This window comes from Geothrix terrae (assembly GCF_022808775.1).
Lineage (GTDB): Bacteria > Acidobacteriota > Holophagae > Holophagales > Holophagaceae > Geothrix > Geothrix terrae.
Genome location: NZ_JAKZLA010000003.1, coordinates 546277 through 570968, shown reverse-complemented (window position 1 = coordinate 570968; position 24692 = coordinate 546277). Strand labels below are relative to the sequence as shown.

Below are 24692 nucleotides of genomic sequence, written 5' to 3'. Positions count from 1 at the left end.
GCCTGTCCTGAGCGGGGAAACTCCGGTAGGATAGGACTTTGAGACGTCATTCCACAGGTTGTCCTGGGCTTCAGCATCATCAAGGGTGATACATGAGTCTTCAGTTACAGGTTTCCAAGGATCGTCTGGATCGCACCCTGGGGATTCTGAAGCACGCCTTGGACCGTCGGGTCACGTTGCCCATCCTCCAGCACATCCTGGTGGACGTGCGGCCCAAGGAGGTCGTGCTGAAGGCCACGGACATGGAGCTGGCCTTCGAGGCCACGGTGCCCGGCGAGGGGCAGGGCGAATGGACCATGGCCGTGCCCGGCAAGAAGTTCATCGAGACCGTCCGGGTGTTCCCCGAGGGGCTCCTGAGCCTGGAGTGCCCCGATGCCGGCGGCCGCCTGTGGCTTCGGGCCAAGGGCATGAACTCCGAGCACAACATCCAGCCCGGCGAGGGCTTCCCGGAGCTCCCCGGGCCCGGCACCCAGCTGCCCGTGGTGAAGATCCCCGTGCTGCGCTTCAAGCGGGCCATCCAGCTAGGCTCCATCGCCGTCAGCAAGGATGCCACCAAGCCCACCCTCTCGGCGGTGCTGGTGCACCTCTCCAAGCACCACGTGCGCGTGGTCTCCACGGACGGCTTCCGGCTGGCTGTGGCGGAGGTGCCCTGCGATACGAAGCTCAAGGATGAAGTCCGCCTCATCGTGCCCAAGCGGGCCCTGGACCTCATCCCCACGCTGCTGGGCGACGAGGGCGAGGTGGAGCTCTGCTGGGATGGCACCACGCTCTTCCTGGACCAGCCCGGCCTGAAGTTCAGCACCCGCCTGGTCACGGGCAACTACCCCGCCTACGAGAAGGTCCTGCCCGCCGAGCTGCCCAAGCGCGTGATCATGGACCGCGAGGTCTTCCTCCGCACGCTGCGCTTCGTGGGCCTGAAGAAGGATGACTACAACAAGAACGTGCGCCTGTTCTACGAGTTCCCCAACCTGCGCACGGTCTTCCAGCACCCGGACGAGGGTGTGAACCAGGCCACGCTGCCCTTCACGGGCGAAGAACAGCCCTTCGAGCTGGCCTTCAACATCGACTACCTCACGGAGCTGCTGGAGCGGCTCCCCGGCGAGGAAGTCGTCTACCAGTTCAAGGATGAGGTGGGCCAGGGCGTCTTCATGTCACCCAGCCTGGAGGACTTCAGCTTCCGCTACGTCCTCATGCCCGTCCGCTTCGCCACCAGCGCCACCGCCTGAACGGCGCCCGCACCACCGCATTCCACCGTACCCAACCAAGTGAGTCTTGATGTCTGAAGAAGTCTCCCGCGCCCGTGTCCACACTCCCCAGGAATCCGACAGCTACACCGCCGACAACATCACGGTCCTGAGAGACCTCGAGGCCGTCCGAAAGCGGCCCGGCATGTACATCGGCGACACCGATGACGGCAGTGGCCTGCACCACATGGTCTACGAGGTGGTGGACAACGCCATCGACGAGGCCCTGGCGGGCTTCTGTACCCGCGTGGATGTGACCCTCCATAACGACGGCAGCTGCAGCGTGGAGGACAACGGCCGCGGCATCCCCGTGGACATCCACAAGGAGGAGGGCCGCAGCGCCGCGGAAGTGATCATGACGGTGCTCCACGCCGGCGGGAAGTTCGACAACACCAGCACGGAGGGCAAGAACGCCTACAAGGTCTCCGGCGGCCTCCACGGCGTGGGCGTGTCCTGCGTGAACGCCCTGTCCTCCAAGCTCTGGCTCACCGTCTGGAAGGAGGGCCAGGAGCACGCCATGACCTTCTCCCAGGGCAAGGCGGACGCCCCCCTGAAGGTGGTGGGGCCCACGGCCCGGCGCGGCACCCGCGTGCGCTTCCAGCCCGATCCCGAGGTGTTCAACAACGTCCTCGACTTCAGCTTCGAGACGCTCAGCCAGCGCCTGCGGGAGCTGAGCTACCTGAACCAGGGCGTCCACATCCGCATCACGGACGAGCGCTCGGGCAGCACCCACGACTTCATGAACGCCGGCGGAATCAGCGCCTTCGTGGAGCACCTGAACCGCAACAAGCCGGTCCTCCACAAGCCCCCGATCCTCATCAAGGACGAGAAGCAGGACACCACGGTGGAGGTGGCCCTCCAGTGGAACGACTCCTACCAGGAGACCCTCTACTGCTTCACGAACAACATCCGCAACCGCGACGGCGGCGCGCACCTGGAGGGCTTCCGGGCCGCCATGACGCGCGTCATCAACGCCTATGCCGAGAAGAACAACCTGCTGAAGAGCGCGAAGGTGAGCCTCTCGGGCGAGGACATCCGCGAGGGACTCACCGCAGTCATCAGCGCTAAGGTCCCTGATCCCAAGTTTTCTAGCCAGACCAAGGATCGGCTGGTGTCCTCGGAGGTCAAGGGCATCGTCCAGACCATCGTCTACGACAAGCTCTCCAGCTTCTTCGAGGAGAACCCCCGGGAGGCCAAGGCCATCCTGGAGAAGGCCATCGAGGCCGCTCGGGCCCGCGAGGCCGCCCGCAAGGCCCGCGAGCTGACCCGCCGCAAGGGCGCCCTGGACGGGGGCGGCCTGCCCGGCAAGCTGGCGGACTGCCAGGAGAAGGACCCGGCCCTTTCCGAGATCTTCCTGGTGGAGGGCGATTCCGCTGGCGGCAGTGCCAAGCAGGGCCGGCACCGGGCCACCCAGGCCATCCTGCCCCTCAAGGGCAAGGTCCTGAACGTGGAGAAGGCCCGCTTCGACAAGATCCTCGGCCACAACGAGCTGCGGGTGCTCATCCAGGCCCTGGGCACGGGCATCGGCAAGGAGGAGTTCAAGGTCGAGAACCTCCGTTACCACAAGATCGTCCTCATGACCGACGCCGACGTGGACGGCTCCCACATCCGGACCTTGCTGCTGACCTTCTTCTACCGGCAGATGCCCGAGCTGGTGGAGCGGGGCCACCTCTACATCGCCCAGCCCCCCCTCTACAAGGTGAAGAAGGGCAAGACGGAGCGGTACCTTAAGGACGAGCGGGCCCTGGAGGAGTTCCTCTTCCAGAAGGCCCTGGACGGCTGGACCCTCAGCCTGCCGGATGGCACCGAGCACAAGGGGGTCACCCTGGTGCGCGAGCTGAAGAAGTGGGGCGAGGTGCAGCAGCTCTTCAGCAAGCTGGACCGCCGCGGCTACGCCCAGCCCCTGGTGCGCGCCCTCCTGGCCGAAGGCCTGCTGGACGCCGAGCGGTTCCAGAGCCGGGAGGCCCTGGAAGAGCTGGCCGCCGCCATCACCCGCGAAAAGCTGGGAACGTGCGAGATCGAGACCATCGAAGCCATGGAGGTGCCCTCGGACGAGGAGGGCGGCGCGCCGGTGTTCGTGCCCGCCTCCCACCGCCTCCGGCTGGTGCGCATGCACATGAGCCGCCCCATCACCCTCTGGATCGACAGCCAGGTGGCGCACTGGGGCGAGTTCCGCCGCCTGGCCGCGCTCCAGGTGGAGCTCGCGGGCTTCCGGGGGGGCGAGCTGCGCCTTCGCCGCCTGAAGGACGTCAAGGAGGCGCCGAAGGACAAGGAAGCGGAGGACGAGACCGAGGACAGCGCCCCGAAGCTCGGCAAGGAGCAGGTCTTCTCGGACCCCGAGTCCATGCTGGCCATGGTCATGGAAGAGGGCAAGCGGGGCCTCGGCATCCAGCGCTACAAGGGGCTGGGCGAGATGAACCCGGAGCAGCTCTGGGAGACCACCATGGACCCCGAGCGCCGCACCCTGCTGCAGGTCCGCGTCGACGACGCGGTGGAGGCCGACGAGATCTTCACCGTCCTCATGGGCGACGCCGTGGAACCCCGGCGCCGCTTCATCGAGACCAACGCTCTCCTCGCGGAGAACATCGACATCTAAGTCCTGTTTTTGCAGGATGTCGAGCTGCGTTCCACGTAGAACATCGGGAAACCCATGAACCTGAATCGCATCGAGCCCCTGGAAATCGAAAAGGAAATGCGGAAGTCCTACCTGGACTACGCCATGAGCGTCATCGTGGGCCGGGCCCTGCCCGATGTGCGGGACGGCCTCAAGCCCGTGCACCGCCGCGTGCTGTTCGCCATGGGGGAGGCGGGGAACGACTGGAACCGGGCCTACAAGAAGTCCGCCCGCACCGTGGGCGACGTGATGGGTAAGTACCATCCCCATGGCGACTCGGCCATCTACGACACCCTTGTCCGCATGGCCCAGCCCTTCTCCATGCGCCACGTGTTGGTGGACGGCCAGGGCAACTTTGGCTCCATCGATGGCGACTCCGCCGCCGCCATGCGCTACACCGAGGCCCGCCTGTCCCGGCTGGCCAACGAGATGATGGGCGACATCGACCAGGACACGGTGGACTTCGGCCCCAACTACGACGGCAGCATGCAGGAGCCCCTCGTCCTGCCCACCCGCTTCCCCAACCTGCTGGTGAACGGCTCTCAGGGCATCGCCGTGGGCATGGCCACCAGCATCCCCCCGCACAACCTGCGGGAGTGCTGCTCGGCCCTGGTGACCCTCATCGATCACCCGGAGACGGGCCTGGATGGCCTCATGGCCCACATCAAGGGGCCGGACTTCCCCGGCGGCGGCCTCATGCTGGGCACCGAGGGCGTGGTGGATGCCTACCGCACGGGCCGCGGCCGGTGCGTGGTGCGAGCCAAGTCCCACGTGGAGCAGATCCGCCGGGCCGGGGACCGGGAGCAGATCGTCTTCACCGAGCTGCCCTACCAGGTGAACAAGGCCACGCTCATCGAGAAGATCGCCGACCTGGTCCGCGAGAAGAAGATCGACGGCATCAGCGACCTGCGGGACGAGAGCGACCGTGAGGGCATCCGCCTGGTGGTGGAGCTGAAGAAGAACGAGCCCAGCGACATCGTGCTGAACCAGCTCTACCAGCTGACCCAGCTCCAGAACAGCTTCCCCATCACCATGCTGGCCATCGTGAATGGCCAGCCCCGCATCTGCACCCTCCGGGAGGTGCTGCAGGAGTTCATCGGCTTCCGGCGCGAGGTGGTGACCCGCCGCACCCTCTTCCAGCTGAGGAAGGCGGAGGAGCGCCACCACGTCCTGCTGGGCCTCAAGATCGCCCTGGACCACCTGGATGCCGTCATCAAGCTCATCCGGGCCGCCAAGACCCCCGAGGAGGCCAAGGCCGGCCTCATGGCGGGCGCCTTCGCCAGCGCCGCGGCCCTCAAGAAGGATCCCAGCCTCTGCCTGTCCGCCGTGCAGGCCCAGGCCATCCTGGACATGCGCCTCCAGCGCCTCACGGGCCTGGAGCGGGAGAAGATCCTCGACGAGCTGGCCGAGCTGGAGAAGCTCATTGCCAAGCTCAAGGCCATCCTGTCCGACGAGAAGCTGCTCCTGAAGGTTATCAAGGAGGAGTTCCAGCAGGTGGCCGAGCAGTTCGGCAACGACCGGCGCACCGAGATCACCGGCTACTCCGGCGAGATCCGCATGGAGGACGTGGTGCCCGACGACCCGATGGTCGTCACCATGTCCAAGGCCGGCTACATCAAGCGCACGGACCTCACCGCCTACCGCCGCCAGCGCCGGGGCGGCAAGGGCAAGGTGGGCATGAAGACCAAGGACGAGGATTTCGTCGAGCAGCTCTTCATGACCAAGGCCCACGACACGCTCATGGCGTTCACGGACAAGGGCATCGTGTACGCCCTGAAGGTCTATGACCTGCCCGAGGCCGCCGCCTCCACCCGGGGCAAGCACATCCGGAACCTCATCTCCCTGAAGGATGGGGAGAACGTGGTGACCCTCATGGCCCTCCGGGACTTCCCCGAAGGCGAGAACCTGGTCTTCGCCACCAGCGACGGCACGGTCAAGAAGTCGAGTCTGGCGGCCTACGCCAACATCCGGTCCAACGGCCTCATCGCCCTCAACATCGACGATGGCAACACGCTGGTGGCCGTGCGCCGGTCCACGGGGCAGCAGCAGATCGTCCTGGCCACGGCCCAGGGCAAGGCCATCCGCTTCCCCGAAGAGGATGTCCGGGCCACGGGCCGCGCCACCACGGGCGTCCGGGGCATGAAGCTGGCGAAGGGCGACCACATCGTGGACATGGAGGTGGCCGACCCCCTGCCGGACCTGCCCGAGGGCGTGGAGCCCGACGAGAGCACCGAGGACCACGGCATGCTGCTCACGGTCTGCGAGAAGGGCTACGGCAAGCGCAGCCTCCTCCAGGACTACCGGCTCCAGGGCCGCGGCGGCACGGGTGTCATCAACATCCGGGCCGGGGTCCGCAACGGCCAGGTGGTGGGCTTCAAGCTCGTGAAACCCGGGGAAGGGTGCCTCCTCATCAGCCAGGAGGGCATGGTCATCCGCTTCCTCATCGACGAGGTCCGCAAGACCGGCCGCAATGCCCAGGGCGTCAGCCTGCTCAAGCTGGCCAGCGCCGAGGACCGCGTGGTGGGCCTGGCCAAGATCGACGCCAGTGCCATGGCCCTGGACGAGGAGGAGGAGCTGATCGAGAGCGAGCCCGCCCATCCCGGTCCCGACGAGGGGGGGGAGCAGCCCAAACTCGGACTTTGATTTTCCGGGGGTCTCCTCGCAACGCCTGCGTGGCGGGGATCTAAGGGCGCGCGACCCGCATACCCCCGGGGCCCCCGCGCAAAGGACCGGCGAAGCCGGTCCTTTGCTTGTACCCGATCGATTTGCGCCCTTGCCGCTAGAGGTACGGCGCCCAATCCCCGTCGAGCAGCTCGACGGCCTCGCGCTCCAGGCGGGGCAGGCGTTCCACATGGAACACATAGACCCAGGCGCGGTAGTGGTGGCCTCCTTCGAGGGTTACGGAGTGGATTTCCCGGGTGAAGAGGCCTTCCTCCACACCCTCCAGGGGATCCAGGTCGGCCAGGGCGGAATCGAGGTCCGCCTCATCGTCGTAGCCCACGAAGTCGCCCCGCACCCAGCCGGGTCCGGGGGGCGGCCCCCCAGGATCGGACTCCGGCACCAGGGCGGGGTAGCCCGCCGGCAGGTGGAACAGGCGTCCCGCCACCCAGGCCCGGGTCAGCCCTTCGGGGTGGGTCCGCAGCAGCCAGGCGTGCTTGGCCCCGCCCTCCCGCAGGGACCCGTACACGAACAGCCCATCCGCCTGAAGCATGGCCACCCCCAAAAACATACCGCCAAAACGCAGCACGTCTTGGCGGTGGTCTGATCGCCCGGATGGGAACTTACTATTCCGGGATGGGGAACTGATCCGTGAGGTGGAAGACCTCCTGGCGCACCCGGGCGAAGGTGCACTCGTCCGCCCGATGCCGCAGGGTGACGTCGAAGAAGCGGGCGATCTGATCCATCTCCTCCTCCTTCATGCCGCGGGTGGTGAGGGCGGGGCTGCCCAGGCGCACACCGGAGGGCTTGAGGGGCGGGTTGGGATCGAAGGGGATGCCGTTCTTGTTCGTGGTCATGCCGGCCCGGTGGAGACAGGATTCGGCCTCGTGGCCCAGGAGGTCGTGGTCGCGCAGGTCCACCAGGAAGAGGTGGTTGTCCGTGCCGCCGCTGACGATGCGCCAGCCGCGCTCCTGCAGGCCCTTGGCCAGGGCGTGGGCGTTGCGGATCACCTGGCCGCTGTAGGCCTTGAACTCCGGCTGCATGATCTCGTGGAGGGCCACGGCCTTGGCGGCGATGACGTGCATAAGGGGGCCGCCCTGGACACCGGGGAAGACGGCGCGATCCAAATCCTTGGCATATTGGGATTTGCAAAGAATCATGCCGCCGCGGGGGCCCCGCAGGGTCTTGTGCGTGGTGGTGGTGACGAAGTCCGCGTGCGGCACGGGGTTGGGATGATGCCCCGTGGCCACCAGGCCGGCGATGTGGGCCATGTCCACCATGAGCAGGGCGCCCACCTCGTCGCAGATCTCCCGGAAGAGGGGGAAGTTCCAGGTGCGGCTGTAGGCCGAGGCCCCCACCACGATCATCTTGGGGTTGTGCTGCTTGGCCAGGGCGCGCACTTCGTCCATGTCCACACGCTCGTCCTCCTGGCGCACGTGGTAGGGCACGAACTTGTAGAGGATGCCGGAGCTGTTCAGGGGGTGCCCGTGGGTGAGGTGGCCGCCATGGGCCAGGTCCAGGCCCATCACCGTGTCGCCGGGCTTGAGGGCGGCGAGGTAGACGGCCATGTTGGCCTGGGCGCCGCTGTGGGGCTGCACGTTGGCGTGCTCGGCCCCGAAGATCTGCTTGGCGCGGTCGCGGGCCAGGTTTTCCACGATGTCCACCTGGCTGCAGCCGCCGTAGTAGCGCTTGCCCGGATAGCCCTCTGCGTACTTGTTGGTGAAGTGCGATCCCATCGTCTGCATGACCGCGCGCGACGCATAGTTCTCCGACGCGATGAGCTCCAGGTGGTGCCGCTGGCGCTGCACCTCCAGCTCCAGGGCCTGGAACACAGCGGGATCGGAGGTTCGGATCACTTCGTACATGGCGGAGGCTCCAGGGTGATGCCCCTATCCTAGCCGCGGTCGCGCCCCGCCACGGCACACTCTTCGTGAGTGGCGTCACAGAAAGGGACGCGGGGGCCCATTCACCTCGCACTCCAAGGCGGGACAGGCGCAGATCCGCGTCTGACGTCACGGGAACCCACTGGCCGCTTCGATCCGGCGGATGGGCGCGATCTCAGGGTGTTCCAGCGTCCGGCCGCGGGTGCGATGGGCACGATCCCCACGGTCCCCGCGGTCCACCGGGGCCTCCTCGGCAGGACCGACGGGGTTCCATGGACGACCGCAGGACGAGACGGGTGCCGCCATGCGGATGGCGCGGAGGATCCATAAAACCAACCACACAAATCAATGAGTCAGTAACGTGTCAAAGCCGCGACTTAGAAGAAACGGCAGGTGGCCTGCTGGGCTAGCGGTGGCCGCGTCGGATCGGGTGCGGATCCGCCGGGAGGGCTGAATGGGGGCGGTCCAAGGCGATACCCCCGGATAAATTTAAATGAATTATTCACCACAAATCGGCTCGTATCTATAAAATACAAATGACTTTCAGAACACCTATCAAGAACGCATGTTGCTTAATCACTGAAGATGCGTTTACTCTCTTCCGGTTCTATTTGCTTTCATGCTGGATCGGTAGAAGGGATTCTTTTGGGAGTCGCTATGGCTGAACGCAGGTTTTTCCTCGGCTTCATAATTTTGATGACGGGCCTGCTCGTCCCAGGGTGTTCGGGCGGCGGTGGTTCTGTGTCCTCGGGGACCGTCCCCACACAGAACACCGCACCCCAGGTCTCGAATTACAGCTATTCGCCCGCAGATGGGCAGCTCAATCCCTACGTCAGCTATTCGTTCACCGCTGCGGCCTCGGATCCGGACATCGGGGACACCATCGCGAGCTACACCTGGGATTTCGGTGATGGCAGCGCCCAGGTCACCAGCGCATCTCCGACCACGGCGCACAGCTTCAACAAGGGCACGCTGGACCCCGTGAAGGGGGGGGGCGTCTCTGTGAAGGTGAAGGCCATCGACAGTCGGGGCGCTGGCAGTGCCTGGTTCTCCAAGTCGCTCACGGTGGCCGGCCAGGCCTCCCCCGTGACGGTCTCCTTCGTCTCTCCCACCCAACCGGTGACCCTGCAGGCGGCGACCACGGGCACGGTGTCGCAAGCCTTCCAGATCCAGACGACGGATGCGGCCGGAGGGGTCATCAGCACCTCCGGGATCGCATTCACCACCGGCGATACGGCCGCGGGCGCCCAGATCGTCAGCATCGTCAGCAACGGGGGCGGCCTCTTCACCGTCACCGTCAGCTACCAGCCGGGGACCATCGGCTCGAGCCGCACGGATACGCCCAGCGTGGTCGTCACGGATTCCAACGGTCTCGCCAGTGCCTCTGTTTCCGGCCCCGCCGTCACGATCACGACGACCGGTCCGAACAACTCTCCGAGCCTCGTGGTGACCCAGCCCGCTTCACCCAGCACGCCCATCTACTCGAGCGTGAAGGCGAACCTGGCGTTCACCCTCACGGATGCCGATGGCGACCCTGTGTCCTACACGGTGGACTGGGGCGATGGGACCACACCCGATGCTGCCACAGCCTCATCCGGAACCAAGACCGGCGCGTTGGTGTCGCTGAGCCACGTCTACGCAGACACCTTCACGAGCAGCAGCAAGAATGCCACGGTCCTCATCACGGCCCAGGACAACCGGGGTGGCGTGGCCGGCCCGCAAAACCGGATCTTCGCCGTCACCTACAACACCTACCCGGTCGCAGCCATCCACTCGCCCGGGCCCAGCGGGACCCTTCCGAGCGCGACGGACCTTCCCACGAATCCCAGCAGCGGGCTCTACAACCCGCCGACGACCACCAGCCCCGACTTGGTGGTGATCCCCGCGGGTGGGAGCCTCATCTTCAGCGGGACCGGAGCGCCGCCGGCCAGCGGGGGCACCATCAGCTACACCTGGACCTTCAACGGCGGGGTGCCGGCCACGTCCAACCTCCAGACACCTCCGAAGATCGTCTATCCAGGCGTGGCGGGGCAGGCCGTCGCCTATCTCGCGACCCTCACCGTCACGGACAACCTGAACCGCGCATCCAGCACCGGCGCCCCGACGAACCTCGCGCCTCCGGTCGCCAAGACCTATCAGAAGTGGATCGTGGTGGACGGGGCCCACACCCAGAACTTCAACCTGAGCTTCCTCTACCGTCAGCGGTCCCAGGCGGGGTCCGACAGCTTCACACCGGCCACCCAGGCTGCCAATGGATACGGCGCGGCCGTGCAGATTTTCCAGGACGGCCAGTTCACGACCTTCCCCGTCTCAGACCTCACCAGCCATGCCACCGTCCAGATTCCGGTGCGATCGAACCTGCCTTTCTACGTCCAGGTGCCCGGGTTTGGCCCGGATTCGCACGGCTACCTGCTCCAGATCCCCAATGCCCCCACGGGGACCTTCGCCGATCCCTCTCTGGGCTCAGCCCTGGGAACAGGTTCGAGCTTCGGATTCCAGAATCCCGGCGCACCCTGGAACCCCACGCTCCAGATCGTGACGGCCGAGGGCTTCGGTCCCGAGACCACCGCGGTAGGGCAGCGCCGCCTGCAGGGAATCGTCAACATTTCCGCGCCCTACGGGACCAACATGATGGGCGGCACCTCGCCTCTGCCAGCCAACATCCGGTGGATGGACCGGCTTTCGGTTCCCGGCAACGACCCTGCGGGCGCCACGCAATGGACCCAGTCTTCCAACACCATCGCCACCTTCAACGGCATTCCCGCCAATCAGCTCTTCGATGAATGGACGCTGTTCGCCCACACCCTAAAAAATAGCGCCGCGATCTTGTCGCTCGATCCAGGGATTTTCCCGACCGGACCGGCAGGCCCAACCGATCTCGGCTTCATCGTGAACTACCCCAAATACAGCGCAGACGGTACGAAATCCGATGCCTACTGCGTCAACGCGCTCCAGGCCTTCCGCGTGCCCGCCAGCAGTACGGACCCCTACGACTTCAACGCAGGGAACAATGCGTTCAATGATGCCTCGCTGACGGTTGGCTTGGGCAAAGTGGTGCCCCCGGTCGCGCCGACGGACCAACCCACCTTCCTCCCGACAACCAGTGGAGCCCCTGTCCAGCTCTACCTCGACCAGATCGCCAACGGATCCCAGGGTGCAGCGCCACTGCAGGGTGGGATCACAGGATTCACCATCCCCTACGATGGCAATGATCCGAACCGAATCCCCAGCCAGAACCTCACGGGGAGCTTCGCCAACATCCGGCAGGTGTTCTCCTACGCCGACTACCTGTGGTCACGGGTCTGGGCCCGGCCGTTCGTGCTGGATCGTGCCTCGCTCAGCTATGTCGACACCACGTTGAACATGCCCAATTTCAATGGGTTCAGCTACGGATCCCCGGCTGTGGGTGGTGCCTGGCCCAAGAGCACCAGCGCCATCAGCCCGGACAACAGCAAGATCGACCTGACGGCAAACGGGTATCCGGCCTTCGACGCCAGCCAGTCGCCGGTCTCCACCACCGGGATCCCCCCCTCCACCGGCGTTGGCCACTTCTACTGGGCCGCCTTCACGCCCTACTACTCCGCAGCCTCCGGAGCCGTGATTAGCCGCTCCTGGCTGGCGGATGCCGCGGGCCAGTTCCCCACCACGTTCAACGGGGCCTCGGCCACCGGATTCGCGCTCAGCGGCTGGGGCTTCACCCCTCCCATCGACCTGGTGGTCGACAAGCGGGGGCGGGATGCGACCGGCGCGCTCAATGGCCAGCTGACGGGCGGCTATCGCATCGCCTGGTTCAACCCGACCAAGGATGCCAACGGCAGCGTCGTGCCTCCGGACTTCTGGGTGGTGGACATCCAGGCCAACGGGAAGACGCAGGATTTCATGTTGCCTGCGAACTACCCTGCGACTCAGCTGGTCAGCAACTCGGTGTTGACCGATGCCCGGACCTTCCTCCCGTCGGGTGGCTCCACGTACACAGCCGGTGACCAGGTCGGCCCCGGATATTGCTGGTTCGATCTGCCGCTCGAACTGCGGCCGACCAGCGGGACGGCCACCATCACGGTCTTCGCGGTGAAATCCGTCCAGGTCAACACCACGTCCACTGCCTCTGCGCGCCCGCTCAACCGCCCCGATTGGATCGAAGGGGTCAAGACCGCGACCCCGAGGGTGTCGATCGTCTCCAACACGGGCGATGTCAGTTTCGGCCACAAGATCCTTTTCAAGTACCCATGGGACATCGTCATCGTTAACAGCGCTCAAACGCTGGTTGCCCCCTGAGCCCCATTCCTACCCACAAGGTCCGGAGGAATTTTGATGAAGTGGAAATCAGCTCTTCTAATCGCACTTGGCTCGGGGTTCCTGGCCGGCCAGTCCCCGGCGCACGAGGCCCGGGGCAAGATCCAGATCTTTGTCGACACCACGACATTCCATGACTACAACTTGGCGAGCATCAATAACTATGTGTTCACCGACAAGGCGAAGGACCAGGTTGGAATCGGTCTCAGGTTTGTCGCCGATTTCCCGGACGCGCCCAACTGGGGCCTTGAACTGGGAGGCCGGTTCCCCCAGCGGTCCAAATTCCAGCTCAATGGTTCCGGGGGTGGATGGAGCATCGATAACATGGAGACGAAGCTTCGCTATTCCTGGTGGTCGGTCGGCCTGGGGTATGCCTTGCGTCCGTCGTCTTCGTTCGAGATCGCGTTCCACCTCGAGGGTCGGGGCGAGAACCTGAAGGTCGAAGGGGCGACCACGGCGACCTCCGGCGGAGTCACCACCCAATACCCCGCTTCGCAGGGGGTGAACTTCTGGCGCCCCTGGGCCAGGATCAGCGCCGAGTTCAGCCTGCCGTCGAGTGGAAGGACTTGGGCTCCCCATTTCGGGGCGGATGTCTCCGGAGCGCTCAAGAACACGACCCAAGACGGGGTCCAGCTGCTCAGCGATTCCATCCACAACGACACGACCCTGAAATCCATGGGCCCTCGCTGGGAGGCTTCGGTTTACGCGGGAATCCAGTTCTGAACCCGGTATCACGCTGATATAACACGCCAATCCCCCCAAAAACCCGCGCTGGCTCCTCTTCGGAATTGGCGCGGGGCCGGTGTGCCCTCAAGCAGGCCGGGTGTCGCGGAACGGCGGGCCAGAACCCTGGGGGCGTCGAACCGGGTCGGGTCAGGAGCGGGGCCTTGAGGAGGTGGGGTGGTGGCGGAGGGATCCGCCTCTGCTTTCACGCGCTTGCGGCGGGCAGGGGATGCGGTGACATGCGACACTGGAGGGCCGGAGTTTCCATGCCCTTCCTCCCGCCCCACGACGGATCCGACCTGGAGCGTTTCGAGCATCCCCTGGCCAGCCGCTACGCGAGCAAGGCCATGGTGCGCCTGCTCTCGCCCCTCTACCGCCAGCGGGTCTGGCGCCGCCTCTGGGTCGCCCTGGCAGAGGCCGAATCCGAGCTGGGTCTGCCGGTGACCAAGGCCCAGATCACGGAGCTGAAGGCCACGCAGGACGATGTGGACCTGGACGCCATCGCGAAGCACGAGTCCGCCCTGCGCCATGATGTCATGGCCGCCATCCACGCCTGGGGCGAGCAGGCCCCGGGGGCCCGGCCCATCATCCACCTGGGCGCCACCAGCTGCTTCGTCACCGACAACGGGGACCTGCTCATCGTGCAGGAGGCCCTCGCCCTGCTGCGCCGCCGCCTCCAGGACGTGATCGCGGCCCTGGCCGCCTTCGCGGACCAGTGGAAGGACCAGCCCACCCTGGGCTTCACCCACTTCCAGCCCGCCCAGCCCACCACCGTGGGCAAGCGGGCCAGCCTGTGGATCCAGGACCTGCTGCTGGACCTGGAGGACCTGGACCACCTCATCCGCACCACGCCCGTGCGCGGCGTGAAGGGCACCACGGGCACCCAGGCCAGCTTCCTGGAGCTGTTCGAAGGTGAAGGCGACAAGGTGGAGGCCCTGGAGCGGCGCTTCTGCGAGAAGGTGGGCTTCCCCGCCATCCCCGTCAGTGGCCAGACGGCCACCCGCAAGTTGGAGGACCGCATCGGCCAGGTGCTCTGCGGAATCGCCGCCAGTGCCTCGAAGTTCGCCTGCGACCTGCGCCTGCTCCAGCACCTGAAGGAGGTCGAGGAACCCTTCGAGTCCAAGCAGATCGGCTCCAGTGCGATGCCCTACAAGCGCAACCCCATGCGCAGTGAGCGCATCAACAGCCTCGCCCGCTTCGTGCTGGGACTCATGCCCTCCAGCTACCAGACCAGCGCCACCCAGTGGATGGAGCGCACACTGGACGACAGCGCCCACCGCCGCCTCACCATCAGCCAGGGCCTGCTGGCGGCGGACGCCATCCTGATCCTCCTGCGCAACGTGGCCTCGGGCCTGGTGGTCTACCCGAAGATGATCGAGGCACGCCTGGCCCAGGAGCTGCCCTTCATGGCCGCCGAGGTGCTGCTCATGGAGGCGGTGAAGCGCGGCGGCGACCGCCAGGACCTGCACGAGCGCTTCCGCGTGGCCGCCCTCGAGGCCGGCCGGCGCATCAAGGCCGAGGGTCGCCCAAACGAACTGCTGAAGCTCCTGGCGGCGGATCCCGCCTGGGCCATGACCGAGGCCGAGCTGGCCGCCCTGCTGGACGCCAGCCGCTTCACGGGCCGCGCCGGGGACCAGGTGCGGGCCTTCCTGGCGGGTCCCGTGGCCGCCGCCCTGAAGGACCACGCTCCGGCCGACGAGGCCGCCGTCCGCGTCTGACACTGACATCGAAAGGTACGACATGTTGAAGCTCGCCGTCATCGGCGCCCAGACCCTGCTGGGTCGCGAACTCGTGAACGCGCTGGAGGCTCAGGATGCCTCGGTGGTGCCCCTGTCCATCGGCCCGCTCACCGTGGCCGAGGAGGAGGGGGACCTGGTGGTCTTCGCTCCCGATCCCGCGCTGCTGGAGGGCCTGGATGCGGTGATCCTCGCCGACACGCCCGACCCTTCCTTCCTGGAGGGATTCCCGGGCCGCATCCTGGACCTGCGGGCCGAGCCCGAGGTCCGGGTGGACCCCATGCCCCTGGCGGGCGGATGGCCCAAGGGCGCGAAGTCCCTGAGGGGACGCCCGGCCCTGGAGCAGGTGCTGGCGCTCCTGCCCTCCCTGCTGGACGGCATCGGAGACGTGGGCGGCACCCACCTTCGGTCCGTGGCCTGGATGGGGGACCGGGGCCTGGACGGCCTCGTGGAGCAGACCCTGGCCGTCCTCAACGGCGAGGATCCGGATCTCGCCAAGCTGGGCTACCGCCAGGCCTTCGAGGTGGTGCCGGTCCCGCCTACGGCGGGCAAGGGCCGGCTCATGGAGATCCGCGTGCCCTCGTTCCATGGGGATCTGCTGATCCTCCAGATCCGCGCCGCGGAGGGGCGTTCCTTGGCGAAGAAGGCAGCTCCGGCCGGCGTGGCCTGGGTGGATGCGGCACCCAGCTCCCGAGACGTGGCCGTGAGCGCGGACCTGCTGGCCCACCTGGACCTCGCGGGGGATGGGAAGGCCGCCGTCCTGACCCTGGGCTTCGATCCCGTGCTCTGGGGGACCCTGCGGCCCACCATGCGCGTGCTGGGACTCATGAGCTGAGGCGGCGATGGCGAAGAAGCTGGACGAACCCCAGGAACGAGGCGACTTCTTCAAGTCCCTCGGCACCTTGTTCGCCGGCTTCGTGGCGAACCGCGTGGAAGAGGCGGTGACGAACCTGGGGCCCCGGCTGCTCCGGCCGCCCGGCGCCCTCGATGAGCTGGAGTTCCTCACCAAGTGCACCCGCTGCGACAAGTGCATGCGGGCCTGCCCCGAGAACGCCATCCTCAAGGCGGGCCCCAACGCGGGCCTTGGCCTGAAGACGCCCTACCTCGACCCGCGCAGCATCCCCTGCTTCCTCTGCACCACGCTGCCCTGCGTGGCCGAGTGCGATGACGAGGCCCTGGTTTGGCCCCGGCTCGTCCGGAAGGATGGCACCGTGCTTGAAGGGCCGAAGGCCGTGCGCATGGGCACGGCCCGCGTGAAGCCGAGCCTCTGCGTCACCTGGGGCGACCTGGACCGGGAGCCCCGCGCCTGCCGCGTCTGTGTGGATCGCTGCCCCTACCCAGAGGAGGCCATCCGCATCGCAGAACTCCGGGAGGGGGAGACCGTGGGCCACCCGGTGGTGGATGCGGATGTCTGTACGGGCTGCGGCCTCTGCGTCTTCGCCTGCCCCGCCGAACCCGCAGCGATCGTGGTGGATCCGCGGCGGGACTGAGTCCGGAATCCGGCGCGGAACCAAGCCTCAGGCGATGCTGATGCCTTCCATACTTGCGACCTCGTGGGCGTTGAAGCTGGAGCGCACGAGGGGTCCGGCGTAGACGGTCTGGAAGCCGAAGGCCTTGGCCTTGGCGCCCAGGGCCGCGAACTCGTCCGGATGCACGTAGCGCTTCACGGGCAGCTGGTGGCGGGTGGGGCGCAGGTACTGACCCAGGGTGAGGATGTCCACGTTGGCCTTGGCCAGGGCCTCGAAGGTCTGCATCAGCTCGGACTCAGCTTCGCCAAGGCCGAGCATGAGTCCACTCTTGGTGCGGAAGCCGCCGCCATAGAGTGCCCTTCCCATCTCCTTCGCGTGCGCCAGTACGCGGAGGCTGCGCTCGAAGCGCCCCGCGGGCCGGACTTCGGCGTAGAGGCTGGGCACGGTCTCCGTGTTGTGGTTGAACACGGTGGGGCCCGCGGCCACCACCCGGGCCACGGCCTCGAGATCGCCCAGGAAGTCGGGCACCAGCACCTCCACGCCCACGCCGGGGTTGCGGCGCTTGATGGCCAGCACGGTCTCGGCGAAGTGGGCGGCGCCGCCATCCGGCAGGTCATCCCGGTTCACGGAGGTCAGCACGGCGAAGCGCAGCCCCAGCGCCGCCACGCGCTCGGCCGTCTCTGTGGGCTCGTGGGGGTCCAGGGCCCTCGGCTTGCCGCTCTGGATGCTGCAGAAGCCACAGGCCCGGGTGCAGACCTCGCCCATGAGCAGGAAGGTGGCCGTGCCGTGGGTGAAGCAGTGGGTGCGGTTGGGGCAGCGGGCTTCCTCGCAGACCGTGTGCAGGTGCGAATCCCGGAGGTCCGCCTTCATGCCGTGGAGGTCGCCCAGCTTTACCCGCTCCTTGGTGATCCACTCGGGGAGGCGGGGGTGTCCTTCGAGCACTTCGCGGCCCACGCGCTTCGAGAATCGGGGCATCCGCCCTCCTTGCGAACCTCCAGTTTCCTGTAGCGGGCCGGATTCTCCAACCCACCGCCCGGACGGGGCGGGCCCGGCGCCCTGTGGCGTCCGTCAACCCTTGTCCCCACAGCCTGCGCCTGCCCCCATAATGGGTTCCTTTGGGGTGTGCCGGGTATGGCGTGGTTGGGTTGGGCAATGGCGGCAATGGTCCTCATGGGCCTGGGCAACCTGGGCATGAAGGCCGCGGGTCACCACGGGCTTCCGCCAGCGGCGGTCCTCGTCTGGGTGGTGGCCGGTGAGGTGCCCCTGGCGCTGGCCTACTGGCTGTGGCGCGGGCGCCCCAGCGCGCCCGCCGGAGCCACGGCCTGGGCGCTGGTGGCCGGAATCGCCACCGCGGCGGCCCTGATCGCCGTGAACGAAAGCTTCTTTCGGGGCGCCAAGGCCGCCGTGGGCGTGGGCATCATGAATGCGAACTTCGTCCTTGTGGCCCTGATGGCCTTCCTCCTCTTCCGCGAGCAGCTCCAGCCCTCCAAGCTGGTGGGACTCGCGGCCACCCTCTCCGGCCTCTGGCTGATGGCCCGCTGAACCAGGAGCCTTGAACATGGCCAATGTCCGACGCCTCCTGCTGGGCCGCCGCCTCGCCAGCGAGGAAAGCCACGAGGCCCGCATCAGCAATCCCGTCGCCCTGGCGGTGTTCAGTTCCGACGCGCTCTCCTCCGTGGCCTACGCCACCGGCGAAATCATGGCCGCCTTGGGCCCCTACATGGCCATGGCGGCCTTCGGGCCGGCGGTGCTGTCCTGGTCCTGGCCCGTGGCCGTGGGCATCGTGCTGCTGCTGACGATCCTCACCATCAGCTACCGGCAGACCATCTTCGCCTACCCCAGTGGCGGCGGCGCCTACATCGTGGCCAAGGAGAACCTGGGCGAGCTGCCGGCCCAGGTGGCGGGCGCCTCCCTGCTGGTGGACTATGTCCTGACGGTGGCCGTGAGCGTGTCCGCCGGCGTCACCGCCATCACCAGCGCCTTTCCCGGGGCGGATGCCCACCGGGTGGCCCTCGCCCTGGCGGTGGTGGCCTTCATCGGACTGATCAACCTGCGGGGGGTGAAGGAGAGCGGGGCGGTGTTCTCCGTTCCGACCTACGGGTTCGTGATCTCGATGTTCGCGATCATCGCGCTTGGGTTCTGGCGCTACTTCGCGGGTGGCGTGGCCGCGGGGGGGCATCACGCGGTGGTGGCGCCGCCCCTGCCGGGCTGGATCGCCATCTGGGTGTTCATGAAGGCCTATGCGGCCGGCTGCACGGCGCTCACGGGCGTGGAGGCCATCTCCAACGGGGTATCGGCCTTCCGGGAGCCCACGGCGCGGAACGCGGGCAAGACCATGATCGCCATGGTGCTGATGCTCGGCGCCATGTTTCTGGGCATCACCTGGCTGTCCAACCACTTCGGCATCATGTACACCGGCGAGGGCGAATCCCTGCTCTCCATGCTGGAGCACCGGATCCTCGGGAACGGCCCTGGGCTTCCCCACATCACCTACCTGCTCATGCAGGCCTTCACCATGCTGATCCTCTGCCTGGCGGCCAACACGGCCTACGCGGACTTCCCGCGCCTGGCGGCCATGATGGCCCGCGACGGCTTCCTGCCCCGCCAGTTCTCCAGCCAGGGCGACCGCCTGGTGTTCTCCAACGGCATCTTCATCTTGTCCTTCCTCTCGGGCGTTCTCCTGTGGATCTTCAATGCCCGTGAGCATCACCTGCTGCCGCTCTACGCCGTGGGCGTCTTCCTGGGCTTCACGCTATCCCAGATGGGCATGGTCCGGCACTGGCTGAAGCTCCGGGGCCGCCGGTGGGTCTTCAAGTCGCTCATCAACGGGGCCGGGGGCCTCACCACCCTGATCGTGATGACGGTGATCATCTTGACGAAGTTCACCCACGGGGCCTGGGTGGTGGTGCTGGTCCTGCCCCTCATGGTGATGACCTTCTTCAACATCCACCGTCACTACATCCGCGTGAAATCCATCCTGGCCGGCAGCCGGGCGGATTTCATCACGCCCCGCAAGAACCGCGTGGTGGTGCTGGTCTCCGGCATCCACTCCGGCGTGGTGCAGTCCCTGAACTACGCCAAGGTCATCGCGGATCACGGCGAGGTGGAAGCGCTGACCGTGGACTTCCCCGACGAGCACGGCCGCGACAGCGCCGCCCTGGAGAAGCTGCGGTCCGACTGGCCGCGGTACTGCGAGGGCATCCCCCTCCGGTCCATCCGCAGCCCCTACCGCAAGATCGTGGAGCCCATCGTGGAGGAGCTGGACCGCATGCGCCGCGTGGAGCCGGAGTACACCATCACGGTGATTCTGCCGGAATTCGTCACGGGCCACTGGTGGGCCAACCTCCTGCACAACCAGACCGCCTGGCGCATCAAGGGCACCCTGCTCATGAAGCCCAAGACCGTGGTGATCTCGATCCCCTACCACCTGGAGCCCATACTGGAGTAGCGTTCTGTCCGGGAGACACGGATGCAGAGCTTGAGGCGGATCCTGCTGGGACGTCGGCTCTCCAGCGAAGAGACGCAGCACACCAAGATCAGCAATCCCGTCGCCCTGGCGGTGTTCAGCTCGGACGCCCTGTCCTCCGTGGCCTATGCCACCCAGGAGATCATGGCGTCCCTGTCCAGCACGGTGGGCCACGCCCTCGGAGCCGGGGCCCTGGCCGGAGCCGCGGGCTACGCCATGTTCGGCTGGTCCATCCCGGTGGCCCTGGGCATCGTGGCGCTGCTGGCCATCCTGGCCGTCAGCTACCGGCAGACCATCCTCGCCTATCCCGGCGGCGGCGGCGCCTACATCGTCGCCATGGAGAACCTGGGCGACCTCGCCGCCCTGACCGCCGGCGCCTCCCTGCTCCTCGACTACATCCTGACGGTGGCCGTGTCCGTCTCCTCGGGCGTGGCGGCCATCACGGCCGCCCTGCCGGCCCTGGAGGGCCACAACGTCTCCCTGACCCTGGCGGCCATCGGCTTCATCGCCCTGATGAACCTCCGCGGGGTCAAGGAGAGCGGCGGCCTGTTCGCCATCCCCACCTACGGCTTCGTCATCAGCATCCTCGTGGTGCTCGGCTACGGGACGATGAAGCTGGTGATCGCGGGCGGACCCTCGCCGGTCCAGGCGCAGGCGGCCGTCGAGCAGGGCACCCATCTGGCGGGCCTCACCATGGCCTGGGTGTTCATGCGGGCCTACAGCGCCGGGTGCACCGCCCTGACTGGTGTCGAAGCCATCAGCAACGGCACCACGGCCTTCCGGGATCCCGCCGGTCCCAATGCCGCCAAGACCATGCTGTGGATGGTGGGGCTGCTGGCGGTCATGTTCCTGGGGATCACGCTCCTGGCCCACCGGTTCGGCGTGACCTACCAGCACAGCGCGGATCCCGCGGTGGTGGCCGAGACGCTGCTGTCCAAGCTGAACAAGGCGATCCTGGGGGACATCAGCCACGGGTTCCCCAAGCTGGTCTACTACGTGGTCCAGGGCTTCACCTTCGCCATCCTGGTGGTGGCGGCCAACACGGCCTTCGCGGATTTCCCCCGCCTGGCCGCGCTCCAGGCCCGGGACGGGTTCCTGCCCCGCCAGTTCGCGAGCCAGGGCGACCGCCTGGTGTTCTCCAACGGCATCCTCATCCTCTTCTTCTTCTCGGGGGTGCTGGTCTGGCTCTTCCATGCCAATACGGACATCCTGCTGCCCCTCTACGCCGCGGGCGTGTTCATGGGCTTCACCATCAGCCAGACGGGCATGGTGGCCCATTGGCGGAAGGTCCGGGGCCGCCACTGGCACCTGAAGGCGGCCATCAACGGCCTGGGGGCCATCACCGCCTTCGTGGTGCTGCTGGACATCGCCATCACCAAGTTCATCCACGGGGCCTGGATCGTGATCCTGCTGGTGCCGGCCCTGGTGGTGGTGCACTTCAACATCCGCCGCCACTACGTCGGCGTGAAGGGCAAGCTGGCCGCCAGCCGGACGGACGCCACGCTGCCCACCAAGCACCACGCCCTGGTGCTGGTGAACAGCATCCACCGGGGCGTGGTGCAGTCCCTTCTCTACGGCCGCCACGTCGCCGGGGATCGCGTGGAGGCCCTCACGGTGGACCTGGGCTCCGATGGGGTCCGGGAGAGCAGGGCCATGGAGAAGCTGCGGGCAGACTGGACCATCTATGGCATGGGCGTGCCCCTGCGCTGCATCCCGAGCCCCTACCGCAAGGTCGTGGAGCCGATCCTGGCGGAGGTGGACCGCATCCGGCTCGCGGAGCCCGAGCTGGTCCTCACGGTCATCCTGCCGGAGTTCATCGCCCCCAAGTGGTGGCAGCAGTTCCTGCACAACCAGAGCGCCCTGCGCATCAAGGCGGCCCTGCTCGTGAAGCCCGGCGTGATCGTCACGTCCGTGCCCATGCACCTGCCCCAGTAGGCTCCCGTGCCGAGGGCGCCCCTCAGCGCATCCGGCCCGTGGGGCGCGTCAGCAGTTCCTGGCCGCTGAGCAGCTCCCCCAGGGTCTGGTGCCGGGGGCTCAGCACCATGCACAGGAAGCTGAGGGGGAAGCAGGCCACCGATACGAGGTGCACGAGCGAGAAGGTGATGCGCCGCTCCGGGGCATTCTCGGGCAGGGTCACGCCGAAGGGGGCCATGAGCGGAGACTGGCCCGTGAGCACCAGGGGCGCCATGAAGAGAATCCAGGACGTCGCGAACAGGTAGGGCACCACGAAGGGCCAGGCCCCGGCGAAGAGCCGCAGGGGGGAGATGCCCAGGGCCCATGCCGGGAGGGCCAGGGCCAGGCCCTGGACGAGGGTGAGCAGGAGCGCCTCGGTGGCCTCCACCTTCACCAGCGGCCAGAAGCTGGAGCCGGGGTCCTGGATCCCGAGGGTCGCCTGGGGGTGGAACCCGGGGGCGGGGAGGGGATCGCCAGCGTCGGATCGCTGCAGCTCCTCGGGGGCCACCTCCACCGCCACTTCCGGCACCCGGCCCAGGGCGGGGGCGGTCAGGGCCCGGGGTGAGGCCTCGAGCGGCACTTGGGCCAGGGCCGAGGCCTGGAAGAGCATGGGTCGCCCCTGCCGCGGCGGCGCCAGGGCCAGGCCACACTCCGGGCACTCCGCCGCGAGGGGGGAGAGGCGAGTCTGGCAACTGGGGCAGGTGCGCCGGGTGGAGGCGGTCATCATGCACCACTATCGGCCAGGGGCGGTTCCAGGGGAAGGGCGGCCAGAACGAGCGCGCCCCGGCCGAGGCCGGGGCGCTGCGGGGTGGAGGGAAGCGCTACTTCACGTTCACGGCGAGCCAGGCGGTGTTGACCGAGTTGTATTCGGCGGACCCGGCCCCGTAGAGGTCCGTGGCGGCGCTGAGGGTGGCGGTGCGGGCGCCGGCGTAGTTGGTGCTGCTGGTCATGTAGACCGTGAGGGCACGGAACCAGATGCGGGCGGCCTTGTCGTTGCCCACGCCGGCGACGCTGGTGACGCCGTTGGCCATGGGGGACTGGACGCCGTCGGAGAAGCTGTCGATCTGGCTGCCGTGGGAGAGCAGGAAGTAGAAGTGGTTGGCCACGCCGGAGCTGTAGTGGACATCCAGGCGGCCGAGGGTCTTGGACCAGGCGTCGGGACTGGAGCCGTCCAGGCTGGGCTTGTACATGAAGCGCAGGGGATGGGTGAACTTGCTCGTGGCCAGCTGTTCGCCGATCAGGTAGTTCGCGGCGGGCACGGCCTTGCTGGTGGAGGGCGTGGGGGTGGTGGTGCCCGTCCAGTAGACGTTGATGGTCGAGGTGATGTTGGAGTAGTTGGGCACGGTGGTGGTGCCGCCGCCATGGGCCATGAACTCGACCATGGTGCCCATGATGTCGGAGTTGGCCTCGTTCAGGCCGCCGGACTCGCCGCGGTAGGTGAGGTTGGCGGTGCGGGCGCAGACGCCGTGGCTCATCTCGTGGCCGGCCACGTCGATGGACTCGAGGGACTTGAAGGAGGAGCCGTCGCCGTAGGTCATGCAGAAGCAGCTGTCGGACCAGAAGGCGTTGTCGTAGGCGCTGCTGTAGTGCACGCGGCTGTAGGTGGCGGTGCCGATGCCGTCGATGCCGTTCCGGCCGAAGATGTTCTTGTAGTAGTCGTAGGTGAGGCCCACGCCGTAGTGGGCGTCCACGGCCGCGGTCTGGCCGTTGGCGGAGGTGGTGGTCCCGCCGTTGTAGTTGAGCCCGTCGCCCCAGGTGTTGTCGGCATCGGTGTAGGTGGTGCCGTTGCCGGTGGTGGCGTGGTTCAGGTCGCGGGTGTCGAAGTTCATGCCGCGGACGGTATCGCGCAGTTCATAACCACTGGCCAGGCTGTTGGTGTTCAGCGCGACGGTGCCGGAGTACTGGCTGTTGCCGGTGCCGTTGGCGGCGGTGGTGTGGAGGGTGCTCCACTGCTCCAGGATGGCGCCGCTGTGGGCGTCCACGAGGAAGTCGGTGTGGCGGGTCTCCTCGGCGCCGTTCTCCAGCTCCGTGTGGACGTGATAGGCCAGGGTGGGCTGGCCGACGGTCACCACCACGAGCTCGGAGGTGGGCGTGTGGGCGTAGGCGCCCTTGGGGGCCAGGGACTGGTGGGCCACCGCCAGGGCCTCGGAGGCACCGAGGGTGGGAGTCACGTTCAGGTTGAGGCCGCGGACCAGGGCATCCGTGCGGCCGGTGACGACGCCACCCCGCATGTGGACGATGGTCTCGCCCTCGAACACGCGCACGCCCTTGTAGAACTGGTTCATGCGGACGTGGGCGTCGCCGGTGGCCTCTTCCAAGATGTTCTTGGTGGCGAAGCCGGCGTTCCGGTCCAGGCCCAGCTGGAAGACGCGGGCGTCCAGGTGGCGGGCCGCCTCGTTGGCGAGGGGGTTGTCCACGGGGCGGGCGGCGAAGGCCGGGACCACCAGAAGCGCGGCGGCGGCAAGGCGAAGGGCGAGACGAGATGGCAAGGTGACCTCCAGGGAGCTTGAGCTCCAGATGGGTGGATGGGGATGACAAGGACTGAGGTGCGTGGATGAATGCTAGGTGCCAGAAGGCAAAACAACCCTGTTAAGTGTTATGAATTTTTATGAGAATCAATTCTATTTGCGGGGTTTGGGGAGGCCCCTGTCAC

Annotated in this window: 16 protein-coding genes; 11 read left to right on the top strand and 5 right to left on the bottom strand. The window is 67.1% G+C overall.

The features are described 5' to 3' along the window. Positions 1-92 precede the first annotated feature (92 nt). Genes dnaN through gyrA form a run of 3 tightly spaced genes read left to right on the top strand, consistent with a single transcriptional unit; the run spans position 93 to position 6501 of the window. The gene (gene dnaN / locus MLE42_RS08535; protein WP_243287449.1) at positions 93-1226 is read left to right on the top strand and encodes a DNA polymerase III subunit beta; all 1134 of its coding nucleotides are present in this window, start codon (positions 93-95) and stop codon (positions 1224-1226) included. A gap of 49 nt (positions 1227-1275) precedes the next feature. Then, on the top strand, positions 1276-3840 hold the full coding sequence (gene gyrB / locus MLE42_RS08530; protein ID WP_243287448.1) for a DNA topoisomerase (ATP-hydrolyzing) subunit B: 2565 nt from the start codon (positions 1276-1278) through the stop codon (positions 3838-3840). 54 nt (positions 3841-3894) lie between these two features. Beyond that, a complete protein-coding gene (gene gyrA / locus MLE42_RS08525) occupies positions 3895-6501 on the top strand; it encodes a DNA gyrase subunit A (RefSeq protein ID WP_243287447.1) in 2607 nt (868 codons plus the stop codon). 136 nt (positions 6502-6637) lie between these two features. On the opposite strand, the gene MLE42_RS08520 is transcribed toward gyrA, so the two are convergent. Both MLE42_RS08520 and MLE42_RS08515 read right to left on the bottom strand, forming a co-directional pair. Next, the gene (locus MLE42_RS08520) at positions 6638-7069 is read right to left on the bottom strand and encodes a gamma-glutamylcyclotransferase family protein (protein WP_243287446.1); all 432 of its coding nucleotides are present in this window, start codon (positions 7067-7069) and stop codon (positions 6638-6640) included. A gap of 73 nt (positions 7070-7142) precedes the next feature. Continuing rightward, on the bottom strand, positions 7143-8381 hold the full coding sequence (locus MLE42_RS08515) for a serine hydroxymethyltransferase (protein WP_243287445.1): 1239 nt from the start codon (positions 8379-8381) through the stop codon (positions 7143-7145). A gap of 759 nt (positions 8382-9140) precedes the next feature. Between MLE42_RS08515 and MLE42_RS08510 the strand changes: the two genes are divergently transcribed. The 5 genes from MLE42_RS08510 (at position 9141) to MLE42_RS08490 (ending at position 16641) form a co-directional block, all read left to right on the top strand. Further along, positions 9141-12674 carry a PKD domain-containing protein gene (locus tag MLE42_RS08510; protein ID WP_243287444.1) on the top strand — a complete coding sequence of 1178 codons (3534 nt, stop codon included), beginning with the start codon at positions 9141-9143 and terminating at the stop codon, positions 12672-12674. A gap of 36 nt (positions 12675-12710) precedes the next feature. Further along, entirely contained in the window at positions 12711-13415 is a 705-nt protein-coding gene (locus tag MLE42_RS08505) for a hypothetical protein (RefSeq protein WP_243287443.1), read from the top strand. A gap of 266 nt (positions 13416-13681) precedes the next feature. After that, positions 13682-15133: an adenylosuccinate lyase gene (gene purB, locus MLE42_RS08500; protein WP_243287442.1), complete on the top strand. Its 1452-nt coding sequence runs from the start codon at positions 13682-13684 to the stop codon at positions 15131-15133. Positions 15134-15155: 22 nt separating this feature from the next. Beyond that, entirely contained in the window at positions 15156-15986 is an 831-nt protein-coding gene (locus MLE42_RS08495; protein WP_243287441.1) for a hypothetical protein, read from the top strand. A gap of 7 nt (positions 15987-15993) precedes the next feature. After that, a complete protein-coding gene (locus MLE42_RS08490; RefSeq protein ID WP_243287440.1) occupies positions 15994-16641 on the top strand; it encodes a 4Fe-4S dicluster domain-containing protein in 648 nt (215 codons plus the stop codon). Positions 16642-16668: 27 nt separating this feature from the next. Here the strand turns inward: MLE42_RS08490 and lipA are convergent, their stop codons facing one another. Further along, positions 16669-17595 (bottom strand): lipoyl synthase, encoded by a 927-nt coding sequence (gene lipA, locus MLE42_RS08485; protein WP_243287439.1) that lies wholly within the window; start codon positions 17593-17595, stop codon positions 16669-16671. A gap of 156 nt (positions 17596-17751) precedes the next feature. Between lipA and MLE42_RS08480 the strand changes: the two genes are divergently transcribed. The 3 genes from MLE42_RS08480 to MLE42_RS08470 are packed head-to-tail and all read left to right on the top strand — an operon-like array spanning position 17752 to position 22021. Next, a complete protein-coding gene (locus tag MLE42_RS08480) occupies positions 17752-18162 on the top strand; it encodes an EamA family transporter (RefSeq protein ID WP_275975785.1) in 411 nt (136 codons plus the stop codon). 16 nt (positions 18163-18178) lie between these two features. Further along, positions 18179-20068 (top strand): APC family permease, encoded by a 1890-nt coding sequence (locus MLE42_RS08475; RefSeq protein WP_243287437.1) that lies wholly within the window; start codon positions 18179-18181, stop codon positions 20066-20068. Between the two features lie 21 nt (positions 20069-20089). Continuing rightward, complete coding sequence (locus MLE42_RS08470) at positions 20090-22021, top strand: APC family permease (RefSeq protein WP_243287436.1); 1932 nt, start codon at positions 20090-20092, stop codon at positions 22019-22021. 22 nt (positions 22022-22043) lie between these two features. On the opposite strand, the gene MLE42_RS16125 is transcribed toward MLE42_RS08470, so the two are convergent. Together MLE42_RS16125 and MLE42_RS08460 are read right to left on the bottom strand one after the other, a co-directional pair. Then, positions 22044-22763 carry a hypothetical protein gene (locus MLE42_RS16125; RefSeq protein ID WP_275975784.1) on the bottom strand — a complete coding sequence of 240 codons (720 nt, stop codon included), beginning with the start codon at positions 22761-22763 and terminating at the stop codon, positions 22044-22046. 97 nt (positions 22764-22860) lie between these two features. Beyond that, positions 22861-24528 carry a M4 family metallopeptidase gene (locus MLE42_RS08460; RefSeq protein WP_243287435.1) on the bottom strand — a complete coding sequence of 556 codons (1668 nt, stop codon included), beginning with the start codon at positions 24526-24528 and terminating at the stop codon, positions 22861-22863. Positions 24529-24692: the final 164 nt, after the last annotated feature.

Coding starts and splice junctions, on each gene's coding strand:
- gyrB (WP_243287448.1), top strand. CDS start 1,276: ATGTCTGAAGAAGTCTCCCGCGCCCGTGTCCACACTCCCCAGGAATCC.
- MLE42_RS08490 (WP_243287440.1), top strand. CDS start 15,994: ATGGCGAAGAAGCTGGACGAACCCCAGGAACGAGGCGACTTCTTCAAG.
- purB (WP_243287442.1), top strand. CDS start 13,682: ATGCCCTTCCTCCCGCCCCACGACGGATCCGACCTGGAGCGTTTCGAG.
- MLE42_RS08480 (WP_275975785.1), top strand. CDS start 17,752: ATGGCGTGGTTGGGTTGGGCAATGGCGGCAATGGTCCTCATGGGCCTG.
- MLE42_RS08495 (WP_243287441.1), top strand. CDS start 15,156: ATGTTGAAGCTCGCCGTCATCGGCGCCCAGACCCTGCTGGGTCGCGAA.
- MLE42_RS08470 (WP_243287436.1), top strand. CDS start 20,090: ATGCAGAGCTTGAGGCGGATCCTGCTGGGACGTCGGCTCTCCAGCGAA.
- MLE42_RS08505 (WP_243287443.1), top strand. CDS start 12,711: ATGAAGTGGAAATCAGCTCTTCTAATCGCACTTGGCTCGGGGTTCCTG.
- lipA (WP_243287439.1), bottom strand. CDS start 17,595: ATGCCCCGATTCTCGAAGCGCGTGGGCCGCGAAGTGCTCGAAGGACAC.
- MLE42_RS08515 (WP_243287445.1), bottom strand. CDS start 8,381: ATGTACGAAGTGATCCGAACCTCCGATCCCGCTGTGTTCCAGGCCCTG.
- MLE42_RS08475 (WP_243287437.1), top strand. CDS start 18,179: ATGGCCAATGTCCGACGCCTCCTGCTGGGCCGCCGCCTCGCCAGCGAG.
- MLE42_RS08520 (WP_243287446.1), bottom strand. CDS start 7,069: ATGCTTCAGGCGGATGGGCTGTTCGTGTACGGGTCCCTGCGGGAGGGC.
- dnaN (WP_243287449.1), top strand. CDS start 93: ATGAGTCTTCAGTTACAGGTTTCCAAGGATCGTCTGGATCGCACCCTG.
- MLE42_RS16125 (WP_275975784.1), bottom strand. CDS start 22,763: ATGACCGCCTCCACCCGGCGCACCTGCCCCAGTTGCCAGACTCGCCTC.
- gyrA (WP_243287447.1), top strand. CDS start 3,895: ATGAACCTGAATCGCATCGAGCCCCTGGAAATCGAAAAGGAAATGCGG.